We start from the raw sequence: 19,970 nt of genomic DNA, 5'->3' as shown, positions 1-19,970 counted from the left end.
TATTATTAAACGTTGTTACGTCGCGTAACAAAGGACGGCGGATTGTAGGGACTGATGACAAAGGCACATATCAGACCAGTGCGACGAGTATAGGTCTGACCTGTGTATTTGTTGCAATAATGTTTTTTAAATATTTCCGATTTGATCGATAAAATCAGATCTGCTTAACAAAATCTTGTCGATGCTCATCTAGCATAGCGGTCAAATTTGTTCTGGATCAATTTTTAGTATGATATTCGTCACTTAGCCGCTGAGAGATAGAAGCCAGGCCGCGCGGGGCGTACACTTTGTGTCAGAAAATGATCCGATTGTGTCGATTTATCGTCAGGAGAGAACAATGACTGATGCCATTAAAAAATGCAGTGCCACGGAAACGGCGGCGTGCTGCTGCGTAGATGTAGGCACCGTAATGGACAATACCGATTGCACGGCGAGCTGGTCTGGCGCTTTTGCCGATCGTCATGCGGCTGAAGCGATGCTGAAGCACCTGACGGACAAAGCGCGTCAGGTTGAATCCGAGCCTTGCGAGATTCACGCAGAATTCGTTGAAGAAGCGCCAGGGCTACGCCTGAATGTTGATTTCACTTTTGCCTGCCAGGCCGAAACCTTGATTTTTCAACTCGGCTTACGCTAATCCTGTCGCTGCCGGAAGCCCTTCCGGCAGCGTTTTCTCTTTTTCGTGTCTTCCCTCGCACTTTTTTTCTTCTGTTATTGGCGACTTAGCAACACCTGGTTAACACTGATGATCAGGTCAGACCTGTTTGGCAATGATGCTACGGTCGTAAATTACAGGTGAGTGCAATGAGCAAAGCGCAGCCGCTGCTGACGCGTCAGGGCGAACGAATCGCCATAACCCATGGATTACGCACGCCTTTCGCCCGTCAGGCGAGTGATTTTCATGGCATTCCCGCGCTGGAGTTGGGGCGCATGGTGGTGTCAGAGTTGATGGCGCGCAGCGAATTGCCGGTCGACATTATCGATCAACTGGTATTTGGCCAGGTGGTGCAAATGCCGGAAGCGCCCAATATTGCGCGCGAAATCGTGCTGAGCAGCGGATTGAGCGTGCACACTGATGCATACAGCGTCAGTCGTGCCTGTGCCACCAGTTTTCAGGCGGTGGCGAATGTGGCGGAAAGCCTGATGGCGGGTACCATTGATGCGGGTATTGCCGGTGGTGCAGACTCCTCATCGGTACTGCCTATTGGCGTCAGCAAGACGCTGGCGCGCGCGTTGGTCGATCTCAACAAAGCACGAACCTTCAGCAAAAAGTTGCAAATCTTACGCCGTCTGCGCCCACGCGATCTGTTGCCGGTGCCGCCTGCGGTTGCAGAGTATTCCACCGGCTTACGCATGGGTGATACCGCCGAACAAATGGCGAAAACCCACGGCATCACACGTGAACAACAAGATGCTCTGGCGCTGCGCTCACATCAGCACGCAGCACGTGCCTGGCAGTCAGGCGTGCTGGCGCAGGAAGTGATGGCGGCCTTTGTGCCGCCCTGGAAAGCACCGATTGAGCAGGACAACAACATTCGCTTTAACGCCAGCGCTAGCGACTACGCAAAATTGCGACCGGCCTTTGATCGTCGCCACGGTTCCGTCACGGCAGCCAACAGCACACCGCTGACCGATGGCGCGGCCGCGGTGATTTTGATGCGTGAAGGCCGTGCACGAGAACTGGGAATTACGCCGCTTGGCTATCTGCGCAGCTACGCGTTTACTGCGATTGATGTCTGGCAGGATATGTTGCTGGGTCCCGCTTATGCCTCACCGCTGGCGCTGGATCGCGCTGGCATTACCCTCAACGACCTGACGCTGATCGATATGCACGAAGCCTTTGCGGCACAGACGCTGGCCAATCTGAAAATGTTCCGTGATGAGCGTTTTGCGCGAGAGGTACTGAATCGCCCGCATGCCTTGGGTGAAGTGAATGAAGAACGTTTCAATGTGTTGGGCGGCTCCATTGCATACGGCCATCCGTTTGCTGCCACTGGCGCGCGTATGATCACCCAAACGTTGCATGAACTGCGGCGGCGCGGCGGCGGATTAGGACTGGTGACCGCCTGTGCAGCGGGCGGATTAGGCAGCGCAATGGTTCTGGAGGCCGAATAATGAGCGCATCTGCATTCCATTTACACATGCGCCTCGATCATGTCGGCATCATTACCATCGACGTGCCGGGCGAAAAGATGAACACGCTGAAAGCGGAGTTTGTCCCACAAATAAAAGCGGTGCTGGCTGAAGCGCGCAGCAATCCGAAGCTGGCGGGATTAGTGCTGATTTCGGGTAAAAGCGATAACTTTGTCGCCGGTGCGGACATCAGCATGATCGCCGATTGCCAGACGGCAGAAGAAGCGGAAGCTTTAGCCCGCCAGGGGCAAGAGGTAATGGCGGAGATTGCGGCGCTGCCTTTCCCGGTGGTCGCGGCGATCCACGGTGCCTGTCTCGGCGGCGGCCTGGAGTTGGTGCTGGCCTGCAGCGCACGTATCTGCACGCTGGATGATAAAACCCGTCTGGGCCTGCCGGAAGTGCAGTTGGGCCTGTTACCTGGCTCAGGCGGGACGCAGCGCCTGCCAAAACTGATTGGGGTGCCGCAAGCGCTACCGCTGATTCTGAGTGGTAAGCAGCTGCGCGCTAAACAGGCGTTGAAACTGGGTATCGTTGACGATGCAGTGCCTCAATCCATCTTGCTGGAAACGGCGATTGCGCGTGTGCATAAAGGAAAGGTTGTTCGCCGTGAGTTGTCACGTCGCGATCGTCTAATGCAGGCGCCACTGGCGCGCTCGCTGTTATTCGCGATGGCAAAACGGCAAACCGACCGCAAAACGCAGGGGAATTACCCGGCGGCGGATCGCATTCTGCAAGTGGTGCGCACGGGGTTGGAGCAGGGCAGCCACGCCGGACATGCGGCGGAGGCGCGCGCCTTTGGCCAGCTAGCGATGACCCCTGAATCTGCGGCACTGCGCAGTCTGTTTTTTGCCTCGACTGCGATCAAGAAAGAAGCGGTGGCCGAGGCTGAACCGCGCGCATTAAAACACATCGGCGTGCTCGGTGGCGGATTGATGGGCGGGGGCATTGCCAGCGTAACGGCGCTGAAAGCTGGTTTACCGGTGCGAATTAAAGACGTCAATCTCAATGGTGTGAACCATGCATTGCAATACAGCTGGGACCTGCTGAGTCAAAAAGTGAAGCGGCGCCAGCTGAAACCCGCTGAGCGTCAACAGCAGATGGCGCGTATCAGCGGCAGTATCGATTATCAGGGGTTCAGCCAGCGCGATCTGGTGATTGAAGCGGTATTTGAGGATTTGACGTTGAAGCAGCAGATGGTAGCGGATATCGAAAGTCATTGTCAGCCACACACCATCTTTGCTTCCAACACCTCTTCGTTGCCGATTGGCGATATTGCCGCCAACGCGCAGCGCCCCGAGAATGTGATTGGTCTGCACTACTTCAGTCCGGTGGACAAAATGCCGCTGGTGGAGGTGATTCCGCATGCGGGCACCTCGGCTGAAACGCTGGCGACCACGGTGCAGTTGGCGCGTCAGCAAGGCAAAACAGCGGTGGTGGTGGCCGATAAACCCGGTTTTTACGTCAACCGCATTCTCGCGCCCTATATAAATGAAGCCATGCGCTGCTTGCTGGAAGGGGAGCCGGTGGACCATATCGATCGCGCGTTAGTGAAGTTCGGTTTTCCTGTCGGGCCGTTACAGTTGCTGGATGAAGTGGGCATTGATGTCGGCAGCAAAATCAGTCCGATTTTGCTGCAGGCTTATGGCGAGCGTTTCAGCGCACCCGAGGCGGTCAATGCCATCCTGGCCGATGGCCGCAAAGGGCGTAAAAACCTGAAAGGATTTTACCTTTACAACGCGGCTCGCTGGCCGGGAAAACGCAAAGTGGATGCCTCAATCTATGACCTGATTAGCGTCAAACCGCAGGCAAAGCAGAGCGAAGAACAGATTGCGCAACGCTGCGTGATGATGATGCTGAATGAGGCCGCACGCTGTCTGGACGAGTCCGTGGTGCGCAATGCTCGGGATGGTGATATTGCGGCGGTATTTGGCATCGGTTTCCCGCCATTTCTCGGCGGGCCGTTCCGCTATATGGATCAACGCGGCGTCAGCCAAATCGTCAATACATTACGTGCATTAATGCAGCAACATGGCGATCGTTTCGCGCCCTGTGACGCTTTAATGGCAATGTCAGAAGCGCAAACGAATTTTTACACTTCTGCACAAATATGAATAGGCGCACAGATTCAGCGGGTTAGTTATGGTGCCATGAAGAAGGTGATGCGGCACCATTCTGAGATGTGCTTATTTAATAAACAACCGGTTGACTATACTGAAGCCATTGGGGTAAAACACAGCGTTCATTCGCAGAATGAAGCGTCTGGTGCTGTGGTACCCGACGATATCGACAAACAACAGCGGTGCTTTATGCAAGTTTTTATCATGCGTCATGGCGATGCAGCTCTGGAAGCAGCGAGTGATTCAGTACGCCCACTCACAATCTGTGGCTGTGACGAATCGCGCCAGATGGCGAGCTGGCTAAACGGCCAGGCGCTGGATATCGAAAGGGTGTTAGTGAGCCCTTATCTCCGTGCAGAGCAGACGCTCGCCACGGTTCGTGAGGCACTGAAGCTGCCAGAAGGGCAGGACGTGCTGCCGGAACTGACGCCGGGAGGCGATCCGGGCATGGTGGCCTGTTATCTGCAGGCGCTGGCTCAGCAGGGTGTTAAATCAGCTCTGGTGATTTCGCATCTGCCGCTGGTGGGCTATCTGGTGTCAGAGCTTTGCCCGCAGGAAGCGCCACCGATGTTTGCTACGTCGGCAATTGCTTATGTGAACTTTGATGCAGACGCCTGTGAAGGCAAACTGGAGTGGCAGGTCAGCCCGTCAAAACTGGCCAAAGCGATGTGATGTCGCCAAAAGTCATATCTCTATGGGCCGCCTTCTGCGGCCCTTTCCTTTTTTAGCGTCAAGGCAGTTCTGGCGGTTGCCACTCTTCGACTTCAATCAGCACCAGCAGCGCGGCATCGCCGCCAAATAACTTCGGTGCCTGGTGAAATGCCATCACATGAGGATGTTGCGCCAACCACAGCGGTGTTTGCTGCTTGAGGATATGCTTGCCGTGTCCGGTCATTACGCTGGCACAGAACAGGTGTTCACGGCGGCAGGCGGCAATGAGCGCCCCCAGCTCCTGTTTGGCCTGCTGCTGTCTTAAACCATGAAGATCGAGAAAAATTTCCGGCGTGTAATCGCCGCGTCGCAATTTCTTCAGCTCGTAATGACTGACATCCGCGCGCACATAACGCATCGGCCCCTCGCTGGAGAGCAAAGGCTGAAACTCATCTGAGAAGTAGTGACTGTTATCGGCTTGCTCGGAAAGCAGTCTTTTCAACGGGACTTCGCGGGTTTTCACTACCGGTTTATGCACGATAGTGTCTTGTTTCAGCTTACGCGTTCCGCTCATTAACTCACGAAACAGCGCCTGATCGTCCTGGTTTAGGGGCGTCTTCTTACTCATGGCTCAAATTAGGGTTAAAGGGCTGGTTAATAGCCGGTGGCATACCTTAACGCTTAGCGTTAACAAATGTCAGCTTTTTCGCCTCGCTGCGCTGAATTCTGCCCGGCTTCGTGGCACACTATCGGCCGATTGATTTTAAGGCCTGCGGAGGGCTACGTGGACAAGATTTTCGTCGATGAGGCAGTGAGTGAACTGCACACCATTCAGGATATGCTGCGCTGGGCTGTCAGCCGTTTTTCGGCGGCAGGCATTTGGTACGGCCACGGCACGGATAATCCCTGGGACGAAGCAGTCCAACTGGTTCTGCCCACGCTCTGGCTGCCGCTGGATATCCCTGAAGATATGCGCAATGCGCGCCTGACGGCCAGCGAGCGTCACCGCATTGTTGAACGTGTGATTCGCCGCGTTAACGAGCGCATTCCGGTGGCTTATCTCACCAACAAAGCCTGGTTCTGCGGCCATGAATTCTATGTCGATGAGCGTGTGTTAGTGCCGCGTTCGCCGATTGGTGAGCTGATTGAAAACCGTTTTGCCGGTATGGTTGGTGAACAACCGCACCACATTCTCGATATGTGTACCGGCAGTGGCTGCATCGCGATTGCCTGTGCTTATGCCTTCCCGGAAGCGGAAGTCGATGCGGTGGATATATCCACTGACGCGCTGGCGGTGGCTGAGCAAAATATTGAAGAACATGGTTTGATCCACCACGTCACGCCCATTCGCTCCGATCTGTTCCGTGGCCTGCCGCAGGTCAAATATGATCTGATCGTCACCAATCCACCGTACGTGGATGCGGAAGATATGGACGATCTGCCGAATGAATATCGCCACGAACCAGAACTGGGTCTGGCAGCAGGCAGTGATGGTCTGAAACTGGTGCGCCGTATTCTTGCCTGTGCGCCGGATTATCTGAGTGAGCAGGGCGTGCTGATTTGCGAAGTGGGCAACAGCATGGTGCATATGATCGATCAGTATCCGGATGTGCCGTTTACCTGGCTGGAGTTCGATAACGGCGGTGACGGCGTGTTTATGCTGACGCGCGAGCAGATCGTCGCGGCACAGCATCACTTCTCCTTCTACAAAGACTAAAAATGGGGCGAGACATCGCCCGCAACATCGCAACAAGGAACCACAATGGCCGGTAACAGCATTGGACAAGTTTTTCGCGTAACCACCTTTGGCGAGTCGCATGGTATTGCGCTGGGCTGCATCGTTGATGGCGTGCCGCCAGGCATTCCTCTTACGGAAGCGGATATTCAGCACGATCTCGATCGCCGCCGTCCGGGCACATCGCGCTACACCACCCAGCGCCGCGAACCGGATCAGGTGAAAATTTTGTCCGGCGTGTTTGAGGGCGTCACCACCGGCACCTCTATCGGCCTGCTGATTGAAAATACTGATCAGCGTTCACAGGATTACGGCGCAATCAAAGATCTGTTCCGCCCCGGCCATGCGGATTACACCTATGAGCAAAAATATGGCCTGCGCGACTATCGCGGCGGTGGCCGTTCCTCTGCGCGTGAAACCGCGATGCGCGTGGCGGCGGGGGCGATTGCCAAAAAGTATCTGCAAATGAAGCACGGCATTCAGGTACGTGGTTATCTGGCACAGATTGGTGATGTAGCCTGCGAGCTGAAAGACTGGAGCATCGTTGAAGAGAACCCGTTTTTCTGCCCGGATGCCTCGAAGCTGGAAGCGCTGGATGAACTGATGCGCGGCCTGAAGAAAGAAGGCGACTCGATCGGCGCTAAAGTCACGGTGATGGCAGAGAACGTGCCACCGGGACTGGGCGAGCCGGTGTTTGATCGTCTGGATGCCGATTTGGCGCACGCGCTGATGAGCATTAACGCAGTGAAAGGCGTGGAAATCGGTGACGGTTTCGCGGTGATTAACCAGCGCGGTAGCCAACATCGTGATGAGATTCGTGCTGACGGTTTCCAGAGCAATCACGCCGGTGGCATTTTGGGCGGCATCAGCAGCGGCCAGACCATCAGTGCGAATCTGGCGATGAAACCCACTTCGAGCATCACCGTTCCGGGTAAAACCATCACCCGTGAAGGCGAAGAAGTGGAGATGATCACTAAAGGTCGCCACGATCCTTGCGTGGGCATTCGCGCGGTACCGATTGCCGAAGCAATGATGGCGATTGTGTTGATGGATCACCTGCTGCGTCAGCGTGCGCAGAACGGTGACGTCAACAGCAGCGTTCCGCGCTGGTAAGCCACGGATGCGCCGCCTGCTCACCACCGTTGCCGCGCTGTTGTGCAGTGCGGCCGTGTTTGCTGCCACGCCCTGGCAGCAAATCCATCAGCCGATTGCTGGCAGCCCACAGTCGATTGGCGGGTTCGCCAACGGCTGTATTGTCGGTGCACAGCAACTGCCACTCAATTCACCCAATTATCAGGTCATGCGTCAGGATCAGCGGCGTTATTTCGGCCATCCCGATCTGATTGCCTTTATTCAGCGTCTCAGTACCCAGGTGCATCAACTGCAGCTGGGGCAGGTGTTAATTGGTGATATGGGCATGGCGGCCGGCGGGCGCTTCAGCAGTGGGCATGCCAGCCATCAAACCGGGTTGGATGTCGATATCTGGTTGCAGCTGCCGCAAAACCGCTGGACGGCGCAGCAACTGCTGAAGCCACAGCCACTGGATTTGGTGGCACCGGATGATAAGCAAGTGATTGCGCGTCATTGGCAGCCGCAGATCGACAGCCTGATCAAGCTGGCGGCGAAAGATAATGAAGTGACACGTATCTTCGTCAATCCGGCGATTAAAAAGCAGCTTTGTGCGGATGCCGGAAGCGACCGCGCGTGGTTGAACAAAGTGCGCCCGTGGTTTGCCCATCGTGCCCACATGCACGTGCGTCTGCGCTGTCCGGCAGGCAGTCTGGAGTGTGAAGATCAGGCGGCACCGCCGCCGGGTGATGGTTGTGGTGCAGAGTTAGACAGTTGGTTCCTGCCGAAAAAACCGGGCAGCACGCCGCCTGTGAAGAAAACACCGCCGCCGTTGCCGCCATCCTGTCAGGCACTATTAGATCGTCATTTACTCTAACCTTGATGCTTCCTGTTGCAGCAGCATTGGCAACGTTCTCTCTCCCAGGCACGGATGTTTGTGAGACCTGGAGAGAGCACGGATGCCCTGCCTGCAATAAGAATGGTCGGGTTAACTTTACGAGAAAAAAATGGACCTCTTTGTTGTTAGCCCACTATTGCTGGGCGTGTTGTTTCTTGTTGCGGTGCTGGCAGCGTTTATCGACTCCATCGCCGGCGGCGGTGGCTTACTCACCGTTCCTTCATTACTCGCTGCGGGACTCTCTCCTGCTCAGGCTTTAGCCACCAATAAGTTACAGTCGGTGGGCGGATCTTTCTCTGCAAGCCTCTACTTTGTGCGTCGCGGCGCGGTGAATCTGCGCGAACAGCGGCTGAACATTGCCATGACCTTTATCGGTGCAGTGTGTGGCACGGTGCTGATTCAGCATATCCAGGCGGATGTACTACGACAGATTTTGCCGCTCCTGCTGATCAGCATCGGTTTATGGTTCCTGTTAATGCCGCGCCTGGGCGAGTCGGACCGTGAGCATCGCCTGCAGGGCATCGCTTTTGCGCTGGTCGGCGGCGGCTGCGTCGGTTTTTATGACGGCTTTTTTGGTCCGGGTGCCGGTTCATTCTATGCATTGGCGTTTGTGACGCTGTGTGGCTTCAATCTCGCCAAGGCCACTGCCCACGCCAAAGTCCTAAATTTCACCTCCAATTTCGGCAGTCTGCTGTTCTTTATGTTCGGCGGAAAGGTAGTGTGGGGCACGGGCGTGATCATGTTGATTGGCGCATTCGTGGGCGCGCGTATCGGCGCCAGACTGGTGCTGAGCCGGGGTCAGAAGCTGATCCGCCCGATGGTGGTGATTGTATCCGCTGTGATGAGCGCCAAATTATTGTGGGATAGCCATGGCAGCGCGTTGCTGGCGTGGATAGCCACGCTGTAAAGCAGTACTCGTCAAGAACGGCTGCCAATGCGACAATGGCGCTAATTTTTTTAAAGATTAAAATATTATGAGTACAGAACATCATTACCAGCAGCTGGTGGATATTTTTGATGGCTGCTTTGTTGAAGACTTTCAGACCCGTCTAATTAAAGGCGATGACGAACCTATTTATCTTCCAGCGGATGAGGAATCGCCGTGGAACCGGGTGGTGTTTGCTCACGGTTTCTACGCCAGCGCGCTGCACGAAATTTCTCACTGGTGTATTGCCGGTGAAGCGCGCCGCAAGCTGGTGGATTTTGGTTATTGGTACTGCCCGGATGGGCGGGATGCGCAAACGCAAAGTCAGTTCGAGTCAGTGGAAGTCAAGCCACAGGCGCTGGAGTGGCTGTTCTGTGTCGCGGCGGGCTTTCCCTTCAATGTCAGCTGTGACAACCTCGAAGGCGATTGTGAACCCGATCGCATCGCGTTCCAGCGCAAGGTCCATGCTCAGGTGATGACTTATTTTGAGCAGGGTATCCCGGCACGTCCGGCACGTTTTATCGATGCGTTAGCCAGCTATTACGGTACGCCAGCGCTGACGGCGGCACACTTCCCGTGGCCGGAAGATCTGTGATTCGCAAACATATTATTAATGACCCAAAGTCACCCGCGTTGCAGCTTAACGGCGAATGAACGACCCCCGGGAACGCGAACCAGCGTGTAACGGGGCAAGAGCGTGAAGCCAGCGCAGTAGCGGCGCGGCGTATCAAGGGCAATAAGGAACAAGACGATGATCGTAGAATTCGAATCCCGCATCCTGGCATTGATTGACGATATGGTAGATCACGCCAGTGACGACGAGCTGTTTGCCGGTGGCTATCTGCGTGGTCATCTGACCCTGGCGGTGGCTGAGATTGAAATCAGCGGTGAGCACACGCCAGAAGCGCTGCAAATCCATGTGACCAACAGCCTGCAAAATGCGATTGCCGCAGGTGAACTGTCACCGCGCGATCAGGCGCTGGTGATTGGCATGTGGGATAATTTGTTCCAGCAGGCGCGTCAGACCGCCTGATAAGTCGGGGCGGCCGCTCGCCCCGCCATCCTAGCGTCCCGCTTTCTTACCTTTCAGCAATTTTCTTACCCAGTAACGATTTGGATTCAATGCCGCCAGCGTGGTGATATCCAGCGGTTGCGGCTCACCACTCATCTGTGCCGCCAGTACTTCCGCCGCCAGCGGCGCGCTGCACAAGCCGCGTGAACCCAGCGCACCCAGCACAAATAAACCGGCATGAACCGGTGCATCGGCAAGGGTTTCACCCCGTGCTCGTTGCCCCGGCAAATCAGCATATTGCACCAGCGTTGCGGCGTAATCAGGCGCGCTGCCACTCATCGGTAAGTGATCGCGCGTGGCGCAGCGCACGCCAACACGCGCCTCGTTATCACTGATATCCACCTGCTGTGGCCACTCTGCATCCGGCAGACAGTTCACCAGGCGCTGGCGGTTTTCCTGCTGATCGTCAGCACGGAAATCGGTTGTGGTATCGCCGCGATGGTAGCTGGCCCCGATGCAGTGGGTGCTGAAATTCGGGCTGACTGGCGTGAGATAGCCGTCATAGCAGAGTACGGTATTTAACGCGCCCAGCTCAGGATTGGTCGGCACATGACTGACCTGACCCGCCACCGCGTAAACGGGCAAGTCTTTGCTTTGCTCAATTTCCAGCAGCGCATGGCCATTGGCGAGCACCACCTGCTGATGATTTACCGAGGGTTGCTCGCTGAAGTTCAGGGTCCACCCCTCAGTCGTCGTTTCCAGCGTGGTGACGCGATGCAGCCAGTGCAGGCGTAAACCCAGCGTTTGCGCATGCTCCAATAGGTTGCTGGTCAGTTGCGACGGAGAGAGCCAGCCGCCCTGAGGATAGAAAATGCCACCGCATCCGGTCTCGACGCCCGCTAACTGCTGCGCGTCTTCCTTGCTTACGCCGTACGCCACATCATGCGGCAATCCCATCTCCAGCATTTGGGCAATTTTATCGGCACTTTTACTGTCCCAGCCGAGTTGCAACACACCGCTCCAGTCATGCTCGAACATTACCGATAGCTGGTCGTACAAACGGCGGGCAAAGGTGAACGCTGCAGGGAAGAACGTGGCGAGAGCGGGATCGTGCTGATTAAGCAGCGGGTAAAGTGCGCCCTGACGATTGCCGGAAGCACCCAGCGCGGGCGCAGCATCGGCGCAATAAAGTGTGACCTTCCAGCCGCGGCGCAACAGCGCCAGCGCCAGTACGGCACTCGCCACGCCACCACCAATCAGCGCCACTTCCTGAGTGCGAGCCGCAGGGCGGGCGTACCATGGTTGGCTATGGGGCAGGGCAGCAACCTGCTCCATAACGCCCGTTAGCATTTCGCGTTTGTGACCAAAGCCTTTGCGCTTAGCCACGGTAAAACCCGCTTCCTGTAATCCCCGACGGACAAAACCTGCTGAGGTGAAGGTCGCCAGCGTCCCACCCGGCCGGGCCAGACGGGCCATGGCGGCGAACAATTCCGGCGTCCACATCTCCGGATTTTTAGACGGAGCAAAACCATCTAAAAACCATGCATCCACCTGAGCATTAAGACTGTCATCAAAGGTATTAATTAGCGCGTTAATATCACCGAGCCAGAGATCGAGCGTGACTTTACCGTTGTTGAACAGTAAACGCTGGCAACCCGGCAGCGCCTGTGGCCACTGTTGCTGTAACTGTTCTGCCCAGTGCGCCAGCTCAGGCCAGTGTGCGTGCGCTGCGACCAGATCGGTTTGCGTCAGTGGGAATTTTTCGCAGCTAATGAAGTGCAGACGCTTAAGTGTCGCGTCGGGATGTTCGCTACAGAAGCGATCGAACGCTTGCCACAAGGTAAGAAAGTTCAGACCCGTCCCAAAACCGCTTTCCGCGACAATAAAAATATCGCGTGAATGTTGAGCGAAACGGAGAGGAATTTGGTTGCCGTTGAGGAAAACATAGCGCGTCTCCTCCAACCCGTTGTCGTTGGAGAAATAGACGTCATCGAATGCTCGGGAAACAGGTGTACCCTGATCATTCCAGTTTAATTGCGCGTGTTCAAGCGGGGCTAATTTCACGGGAAAGGCTCGTTTTTCAGGCAGTGGCGCGATTTTAACGACTGCCGTCACATGACGCAAATTTACAAAAGGAAATGGCTGATCGGACTTGTTCGGCTTACAACTGTAAGCTAGAGTGCACGTCAATCCAAAAGAAGTGGAATGAGGACTATTGAATGAAACGTGCAGTGATTACTGGCCTGGGTATCGTTTCCAGCATTGGTAATAACCAGCAAGAAGTGCTGGCTTCTCTGCGTGAAGGCCGTTCGGGTATCACCTTCTCTGAAGAGATGAGAGATATCGGTATGCGCAGTCACGTATGGGGCAACGTCAAACTGGATACCAACGGGCTCATCGATCGCAAAATCGTGCGTTTCATGAGTGATGCTTCAATCTACGCTTACCTGTCTATGGCGGAAGCGATTCAGGATTCCGGCCTGACTGACGAGCAGTATCAGAACAACCCACGCGTGGGTCTGATTGCCGGTTCAGGCGGTGGTTCTCCGCGTTACCAGGTCTTCGGTGCCGATGCGATGCGTGGCCCGCGTGGCCTGAAAGCCGTTGGCCCTTATGTGGTGACCAAAGCCATGGGTTCAGGTGTATCAGCTTGTCTGGCTACCCCATTCAAAATCCACGGTGTGAACTACTCAATCAGCTCTGCTTGTGCCACTTCCGCACACTGCATCGGTAACGCGGTTGAGCAGATTCAGTTGGGCAAACAGGACATCGTGTTTGCTGGCGGCGGCGAAGAGCTGAGCTGGGAAATGGCCTGTGAGTTCGATGCGATGGGCGCACTATCCACCAAATACAACGAAACGCCAGAAAAAGCCTCTCGTACTTACGATGCGAACCGTGATGGTTTCGTGATCGCTGGCGGCGGCGGCATGGTGGTGGTTGAAGAGCTGGAACATGCTCTGGCACGTGGCGCACACATTTACGCAGAAATCGTTGGCTACGGCGCGACCTCTGACGGTGCTGATATGGTGGCACCATCAGGCGAAGGCGCAGTGCGTTGCATGAAGATGGCGATGCAGGGCGTTGATACCCCAATCGATTACCTCAACACCCACGGTACTTCTACACCTGTCGGTGATGTGAAAGAGCTGGGTGCGATTCGCGAAGTGTTTGGTGACAACTCACCGTACATTTCTGCTACCAAAGCCATGACCGGTCACTCACTGGGTGCAGCGGGCGTGCAGGAAGCGATCTACACCTTGCTGATGCTGGAGCATAGCTTCATCGCACCAAGCATTAACATCGAAGAGATTGATGAAGCCGGTAAAGGCCTGAACATCGTGACGCAGCCGACTGAAAAAGCGCTGACCACCGTGATGTCCAACAGCTTCGGTTTCGGCGGCACCAACGCCACCTTGACCATGCGTAAGCTGCCAGCTTAATAGCGTGATCACCGTTTTCCAGGGGCCGGTTTATCCGGCCCCTGTTGTTTTTGACAATTCCCCCGCCGCTTGCCTACACTCTTCACATCTTGCCTGAAACAAAATAATCGTTTGCGCACAGTATGAACCAAACAACCCGTTTTCGCCTGAATATAGGGTGCGAACGTATGTTGGTTTTGCCTGTCGTGCACGCTCTGAACAAGGAGTTCATACCATCATGACCACGGCTGCTGATACGCAGACGCAATCTGTGCTGCCTTTGGGTTGCATATCCTTTGCGGTGTTTCTCACTTACTTAACCGCAGGGCTGGCGCTCCCGGTCATCCCACTGTACGTGCACCAGGAATTGGGCATGAGCAACCTGATGGTGGGTGTGGCGGTAGGGATTCAGTTCTTCGCCACGCTGCTGACGCGCAGCTTCGCCGGACGCCGAGCCGATCAGCACGGCGCGAAGCTCACCACCCAACACGGTATGATCGCCATCGCGCTGGTGGGCGTGGCGTATCTGGCGGCGGCGATGCTGCCTGTTGCGCCGTGGGCAAAATTTGGTTTGCTGGCAGTGGGGCGTTTGTTACTCGGATTTGGTGAAAGCTTGCTGCTCACCGGCAATCTGACCTGGGGCATGGGGTTGGTAGGAAGCAAACGATCCGGCCTGGTGATGTCGTGGAACGGTATGGCGATTTATGGATCGCTGGCGGCGGGCGCACCGCTGGGTTTGTTGATCAATCAACATGGCGGATTCGCAGCACTCGGTACTGTCGCGCTGCTGTTGCCACTGCTCTCGCTGGCGATCAATAGCTGGGTCACTAAAGTGCCGGTGGTGGGTGGTGAACGTCCCTCATTGTTCAGCGTGGTGAAAACTATCTTCCAACCCGGCATGGCGCTGGCGTTGCAGGGAACGGGATTTGCGGTGATCGGGACGTTTACCTCGCTCTATTTTGCCGCAGAAAACTGGGGCAATGCCGGTTTTGCCCTGACCGCATTTGGCTGTGCTTTTGTATTGGTACGTGTTTTCTTTGGCGGCCTGCCGGATCGTCACGGTGGCGTCCGCGTCGCAATGATCTCGCTGCTGGTGGAAACTGCCGGTTTGCTGGTGCTGGCGTGTGCAACCTCTGGCTGGATGGCGCTGATTGGTGCCGCGCTCACCGGTTGCGGCTGTTCACTGATTTTCCCGGCGCTCGGCGTCGAGGTGATCAAACGTGTCTCGCCGCAAATTCGTGGCACGGCGCTGGGCGGTTTCTCTGCTTTCCAGGATATTGCTTACGGTGCCAGCGGCCCACTGACCGGCCTGCTCGCCACGGCGTTGGGTTATGGCTCGGTCTACCTTGCGGGTGCCTGCTGCGCAGCCCTGGGCATTCTCGTCACCTGGTCGTTTGCGCGTAGCGCGACAACAGCGTAACCAGCTTATCGCAGGCGCTGACAATCTCACCCGGCGTCAGCGCGGCAAAGCCCAGCAGCCAGCCCGATTGCGGCTGACTGTTGCTGTACAACGGCGACAGACGTGGCAACAGCAGACCGATTTCCCTCGCCTGTTGCGTGAGCTGTGCTTCCTCCCCCTGATGCAATGCTACCGTCAGCTGCAGCCCGCCAGACGCCTGCAGCGGCGTCAACCACGGCTGCAGGCGCGTGTTGATCTGCTCCAGCAAACGATCGCGACGGCTGTGGTAAAGCTGGCGCATCAGCCGCAGGTGGCTGGCAAAGTGGCCTTGTTGCAGAAATTCAGCGGTGATCGCTTGCGGTAACAGCGCGCTGTGACCATCCAGAATGCTGCGCGCGCGACCCATGGCATCTACCAGTGCTGGCGGGACGACCATCCACGCCAGCCGCAGGGAAGGGAAGAGCGTTTTGGAAAAGGTGCCAAGGCAGATAACCCGGCTGTTATCCTCCAATCCCTGTAAGGCGGGAAGCGGGCGATCGTCATAGTGAAACTCACTGTCGTAATCATCCTCAATTAACCAGCTTTGCTGCTGGTGCGCCCAGTCGAGCCACTGCAGGCGGCGGGCAAGGCTCATCGCGGTACCGGTGGGATAGTGATGTCCCGGCGTCAGATAAACCAGCCTCGCGTCTCCTTCAAGCGGCATCGCTCCTTCGCTATCCAACGGCATCGCACGGCAGTGTGCACCCGCAGCGAGGAAAGCGTTACGCGCGCCGGGATAGCCTGGCTCTTCAAGCCACACTTCATCATTGGCATCCAGCAACATCAGCGCCAGTAACTGCAGGGCCTGCTGTGAACTGGTTAGGATAACGACTTGCCCGGCAGCACAGCGCACCTCGCGTGATAACGCCAGATAATCCGCCACCGCCTCACGAAGCGGCATAAAGCCTAGTGGATCGCCATAACCCATCACCTGGCTGCCCAGCGAGCGCTGCACGCTGTTACTGATCCGACGCCATTGGGTATGCGGGAAAGCGCGTAATTCAGGCGAACCGGCGGCAAACGCATGGGGGAACGGCGGATCCTGGCAGCCACCGGTTGCTAATATTTGCTCACCACGCCGTGAGAAACGAGGTGAGTTATGTGCGGGTGTGGTCGCCGCCCGTGCAGGCATTGCAATCGATACAAAAGTACCCCGACCCGCCCGCCTCTCCAGATAGCCTTCACTCTCCAGCTGCGCATAAGCGGCTTCCACCGTCACCCGCGACAGCGACAAATCCTCGGCTAACTGACGGCTGGAGGGTAAGCGTTGTTGATGGTGCAAATGGCCTCGGGTTATGGCCTCACGTAGCGTATGGCATAAACGTTCACGTAAGCCGCCGGATGACGTGTGCTTAAACAGGGCTAAAAAAGAGTGGCGCATGCTGGTCTTATCACTGTGTGAAAAGTGGTATCAAATTGCAGACCACTTTGCCGTAAACTCAGGGAAAATTACACAAGGAGAATGCGATGTCATCAGTCTTACTCTTCCCGCCCGCGGATCCTCAGGAAAGCGTGGCGTATCTGCAGCACAAACTGAGTTATTACACCGATGCCTGGGATTTGGCAAAGGATCTGGCGCAAGGCGTCAATGCGATAGTGGTGGTTGATGCGCGATCCACTGATGTCTATCAGGCGGGGCACATCACCGGGGCGATTTCGTTTCCGCATCGCACTATGAATGCCGACTCCACCGCACAGTTGGATCGCAGTAAGGTGTATATCACATACTGCGATGGCATCGGCTGCAACGGCTCAACGAAAGCGGCATGGAAACTGGCTTCGCTGGGTTTTCAGGTCAAAGAGTTGATAGGTGGACTGGATTTCTGGAAACGTGATGGGCATCCATTGACGTGGGGAACGTCGCCTGGCGAGTGGCCACAGGTCGCACCCGGCGCGCACTGTGGCTGCTAAATTACAGGAACAGCCAGAGTAAAAAGAAGAACAGTGCCAGGCCCAGAATCAATGTCAGTGCCGGGCGCTGAGCCAGTGGACGCGGTAATATCTCGATCCACGGCGACCAGATCGGCTGCGGACGTAAATCACTGGCGGCGTGCGGCTGCTCCAGCGTTTTCTCGACGCGGCGGCTAAACAGCAAGTTGAGAAGATCTTGCGTTTGCGCGGGCGTCAGTACCGTTTGTGGCGTGGCCTGGAAACGTTGCTGGCTGTAATCCTCCAGCAGGCGTTGCTCGTCATGCGTCAGCGGCTGCTTCAGCGAAGTTTCCAGCATTTGTAAGGTCGGTGCGCTGTGTTGACCCAATGTCTGACGTACCTGCAAATATTGTGTCAGCAGCGGGAAGTGGCGAGAGGGAATTGGATCGCCACTCTTCAGATTGACCAGTTTCAGCGCTTCAGACAGCAGCTTGACCGGTGATTCGCCGGTCGTGGCCGCGAGACGCGTAACCTGTTGATTCAGCGATTGCTGTTCAGCCGGCAGCAGCGTGCGATCGGACGCGCGCGTTTGCTGCGGCTGCGGGATCGCCATCTGCCCATTTTGCAGCATGGTCAGCACCTGATGTAACTGGTCTTGCGACAGCGCACTTAACACCGTTTGGTTAAATTGCTGACGGATAAAGTCACTCACCGCCTGGCGATTATTGCCCTGCGGCAGCTTCTCCAATAGCTGCTGCAACAGCTGACGCGTGGCAAGGCTGTTCTGTACCTGGGTTAAACGCCCATTCAAATGCTGCTCGGCAGCAGGAAAATGACGCGATTGCAGCTCAGCATCATTCTTTACGCCCACTTCATGGCGTACGCCAGCCCACAATTCCGGGGCTTTTAATGTGCTGAGGGACATGATGCGCACAATCAGACGTTCCAGCGTGGTGCGCTGGGCAGGGGAGAGTGGCTGTTCGCCCGCCGGTCCGCCAGGACGAGTGGGGCCAGTCGCGTTAGTGAGCGTTGTACGATCGCCCGCGGGCACACCGGGACCGCTGAGAGGTTGCATGGCGGAATCCTTGAAAAACGAGGTCAGATCCGGGTGCGCCGGAAAAAAGAGGCCATATGATAGCAAAAGCCCCCGGGAAATCCACGGGGGCAGTGAGGTGAAATCGCGTCAGTTCTGGATTTATTCAGCTTCAGCCAGTTTGAGACGCTTACGACGCCAGCGTTTCCACAGTGGCGGCACGATCAGGACAGCGATCGCCAACACCAGCAACACTTTGCAGATCAGGCTTTCCCATAGAATCGGCAGGTTGCCGTTACTGATGGAGAGCGCACGGCGCAGGTTTTGCTCCAGCATCTCTCCCAGTACGAAGCCCAGAATCAGCGGCGACATCGGGAAATCCATTTTACGCAAGATATAGCCAAAGATACCCAGTCCGACCATCAGCAACAGATCAAAAGTGGTACTGTGTACGGCGTAAACGCCCACTGCAGAGATCGCGGCGATGGCGGGTACCAGGAACCACAGCGGGATGGTCAGCATGCGGGCGAAGATGTTGATCATCGGGATGTTCATGATCAGCAGCATGACGTTGCCAATCAGCAATGCTGCAATCAGACCCCAGACGATATCCGGCTGTTCGGTAAACATCGCCGGGCCGGGTGTGATGTTGTACAGCGTCAGCGCACCGACCATCACCGCCGTGGTGCCGGAGCCCGGAATACCCAGCGTCAGCATCGGAATAAAGGAGCCACAAGCCGAGGCGTTGTTGGCCGCTTCAGGCGCTGCCACGCCGCGAATATCCCCTTTACCAAACTGGTCACTGCCGCTGATTTTCTTCTCGCTCATATAAGCGATGGCACTGGCGATGGTGGCACCGGCGCCGGGCAGTACGCCAACAAAGAAGCCAATAAAGGAGGAACGTAAGGTAGCACCGGTTGCCTGCGCCGCTTCTTTCATGTTGAACATCATACGGCCACTGGCGCGAACCACTTTCTGGCCGCTGCTGGTTGATTCCAGCATCAGCAGTATTTCACTGACAGAGAACAATCCAATGACCACCACCACAAATTGGATCCCGTCGGAGAGATGCACGCTGTCGAAGGTGAAACGATAGACGCCGGTATTGGCATCGACGCCAACGGTGGCCATACCCAAACCGATCAGCGCGGCTAAAAACGATTTCAACGGATTGTGGCTCATCATGCTGCCCAGACAGGCAATCGCAAACACCATCAGCGCGAAATACTCCGCCGGACCAAAGGCCAGTGACCAGTTGGCCAATATAGGGGCAAAGAGAATAATGCCGAGAATCGCGATAGTGGATCCAATAAATGAACTCACTGCTGAGATCGACAGGGCCACGCCAGCTTTGCCCTGTTGCGCCATCGGGTAGCCATCCAGCGCGGTCATGATTGCCCCGGCATCGCCTGGCACGTTAAGCAAAATAGAGGAGATACGACCCCCGTACTCGCAACCGATGTAGACCGTAGCAAGCAGGATCAGCGCGGACTCGGCAGGTAAGTGCAGAGCAAACGCCAGCGGCATCAGGATCGCGACACCGTTAATCGGCCCGAGTCCGGGCAGTAGGCCAACAATGGTGCCAATAAAGCAGCCGATGAGTGCGATCATCAGGTTTTCCGGCGTCATCGCGACGGCAAACCCTTGCATCAGAAAAGACCAGGTATCCATGTGA

18 protein-coding genes are annotated in these 19,970 nt (G+C 56.1%); 13 read left to right on the top strand and 5 right to left on the bottom strand.

Going from position 1 to position 19,970, the window contains the following annotated elements; all coding sequences use genetic code 11:
- Positions 1–337: 337 nt before the first annotated feature.
- The 4 genes from F3J37_RS17690 (at position 338) to sixA (ending at position 4,919) form a co-directional block, all read left to right on the top strand.
- Positions 338–634 (top strand): YfcZ/YiiS family protein, encoded by a 297-nt coding sequence (locus tag F3J37_RS17690; protein WP_072226461.1) that lies wholly within the window; start codon positions 338–340, stop codon positions 632–634.
- Between the two features lie 167 nt (positions 635–801).
- Complete coding sequence (gene fadI, locus F3J37_RS17685) at positions 802–2,112, top strand: acetyl-CoA C-acyltransferase FadI (protein WP_166934797.1); 1,311 nt, start codon at positions 802–804, stop codon at positions 2,110–2,112.
- Positions 2,112–4,241, top strand: coding sequence for a fatty acid oxidation complex subunit alpha FadJ (fadJ, locus tag F3J37_RS17680; RefSeq protein WP_166934795.1), 2,130 nt, complete (start codon positions 2,112–2,114; stop codon positions 4,239–4,241). Before fadI ends, fadJ begins: the two co-directional genes overlap by 1 nt.
- Positions 4,242–4,436: 195 nt before the next feature.
- Entirely contained in the window at positions 4,437–4,919 is a 483-nt protein-coding gene (gene sixA, locus F3J37_RS17675) for a phosphohistidine phosphatase SixA (protein WP_034825272.1), read from the top strand.
- Positions 4,920–4,977: 58 nt separating this feature from the next.
- Here the strand turns inward: sixA and smrB are convergent, their stop codons facing one another.
- Positions 4,978–5,526, bottom strand: coding sequence for an endonuclease SmrB (gene smrB / locus F3J37_RS17670; protein ID WP_034825165.1), 549 nt, complete (start codon positions 5,524–5,526; stop codon positions 4,978–4,980).
- Between the two features lie 156 nt (positions 5,527–5,682).
- Here smrB and prmB point away from each other — a divergent pair, with 156 nt between their 5' ends.
- From prmB to F3J37_RS17640, 6 genes are all read left to right on the top strand, one after another.
- Complete coding sequence (gene prmB, locus F3J37_RS17665) at positions 5,683–6,615, top strand: 50S ribosomal protein L3 N(5)-glutamine methyltransferase (RefSeq protein WP_166934793.1); 933 nt, start codon at positions 5,683–5,685, stop codon at positions 6,613–6,615.
- Between the two features lie 45 nt (positions 6,616–6,660).
- On the top strand, positions 6,661–7,746 hold the full coding sequence (gene aroC / locus F3J37_RS17660) for a chorismate synthase (RefSeq protein ID WP_058959027.1): 1,086 nt from the start codon (positions 6,661–6,663) through the stop codon (positions 7,744–7,746).
- A gap of 7 nt (positions 7,747–7,753) precedes the next feature.
- On the top strand, positions 7,754–8,578 hold the full coding sequence (gene mepA, locus F3J37_RS17655) for a penicillin-insensitive murein endopeptidase (RefSeq protein WP_034825159.1): 825 nt from the start codon (positions 7,754–7,756) through the stop codon (positions 8,576–8,578).
- Between the two features lie 130 nt (positions 8,579–8,708).
- The gene (locus F3J37_RS17650; RefSeq protein ID WP_166934791.1) at positions 8,709–9,506 is read left to right on the top strand and encodes a sulfite exporter TauE/SafE family protein; all 798 of its coding nucleotides are present in this window, start codon (positions 8,709–8,711) and stop codon (positions 9,504–9,506) included.
- Positions 9,507–9,573: 67 nt separating this feature from the next.
- The gene (locus F3J37_RS17645; protein WP_034825153.1) at positions 9,574–10,119 is read left to right on the top strand and encodes an elongation factor P hydroxylase; all 546 of its coding nucleotides are present in this window, start codon (positions 9,574–9,576) and stop codon (positions 10,117–10,119) included.
- A gap of 156 nt (positions 10,120–10,275) precedes the next feature.
- Entirely contained in the window at positions 10,276–10,557 is a 282-nt protein-coding gene (locus F3J37_RS17640; protein WP_034825151.1) for a YfcL family protein, read from the top strand.
- Positions 10,558–10,587: 30 nt separating this feature from the next.
- Here the strand turns inward: F3J37_RS17640 and mnmC are convergent, their stop codons facing one another.
- Positions 10,588–12,600: a bifunctional tRNA (5-methylaminomethyl-2-thiouridine)(34)-methyltransferase MnmC2/FAD-dependent 5-carboxymethylaminomethyl-2-thiouridine(34) oxidoreductase MnmC1 gene (mnmC, locus tag F3J37_RS17635; protein ID WP_166934789.1), complete on the bottom strand. Its 2,013-nt coding sequence runs from the start codon at positions 12,598–12,600 to the stop codon at positions 10,588–10,590.
- 155 nt (positions 12,601–12,755) lie between these two features.
- Between mnmC and fabB the strand changes: the two genes are divergently transcribed.
- Together fabB and F3J37_RS17625 are read left to right on the top strand one after the other, a co-directional pair.
- The gene (gene fabB, locus F3J37_RS17630) at positions 12,756–13,976 is read left to right on the top strand and encodes a beta-ketoacyl-ACP synthase I (protein WP_034825147.1); all 1,221 of its coding nucleotides are present in this window, start codon (positions 12,756–12,758) and stop codon (positions 13,974–13,976) included.
- 217 nt (positions 13,977–14,193) lie between these two features.
- Positions 14,194–15,375 carry an MFS transporter gene (locus F3J37_RS17625; RefSeq protein WP_166934787.1) on the top strand — a complete coding sequence of 394 codons (1,182 nt, stop codon included), beginning with the start codon at positions 14,194–14,196 and terminating at the stop codon, positions 15,373–15,375.
- Here F3J37_RS17625 and pdxR read toward each other — a convergent pair.
- Positions 15,338–16,774: a MocR-like pyridoxine biosynthesis transcription factor PdxR gene (gene pdxR, locus F3J37_RS17620; protein WP_166934785.1), complete on the bottom strand. Its 1,437-nt coding sequence runs from the start codon at positions 16,772–16,774 to the stop codon at positions 15,338–15,340. The two genes, F3J37_RS17625 and pdxR, sit on opposite strands and share 38 nt — an antisense overlap.
- Positions 16,775–16,860: 86 nt before the next feature.
- Here pdxR and F3J37_RS17615 point away from each other — a divergent pair, with 86 nt between their 5' ends.
- Positions 16,861–17,304 (top strand): rhodanese-like domain-containing protein, encoded by a 444-nt coding sequence (locus tag F3J37_RS17615; protein ID WP_166934781.1) that lies wholly within the window; start codon positions 16,861–16,863, stop codon positions 17,302–17,304.
- A 1-nt stretch (position 17,305) separates the two neighbouring features.
- Here the strand turns inward: F3J37_RS17615 and flk are convergent, their stop codons facing one another.
- Both flk and F3J37_RS17605 read right to left on the bottom strand, forming a co-directional pair.
- Entirely contained in the window at positions 17,306–18,337 is a 1,032-nt protein-coding gene (gene flk, locus F3J37_RS17610) for a flagella biosynthesis regulator Flk (RefSeq protein WP_058959022.1), read from the bottom strand.
- A gap of 120 nt (positions 18,338–18,457) precedes the next feature.
- Positions 18,458–19,966, bottom strand: coding sequence for a tripartite tricarboxylate transporter permease (locus F3J37_RS17605; RefSeq protein WP_034825138.1), 1,509 nt, complete (start codon positions 19,964–19,966; stop codon positions 18,458–18,460).
- Between the last annotated feature and the right edge of the window lie 4 nt (positions 19,967–19,970).

Source organism: Candidatus Pantoea communis, assembly GCF_011752685.1.
Taxonomy (GTDB): Bacteria; Pseudomonadota; Gammaproteobacteria; order Enterobacterales; family Enterobacteriaceae; genus Pantoea; species Pantoea communis.
This window is presented reverse-complemented; position numbering and strand designations above follow the sequence as displayed.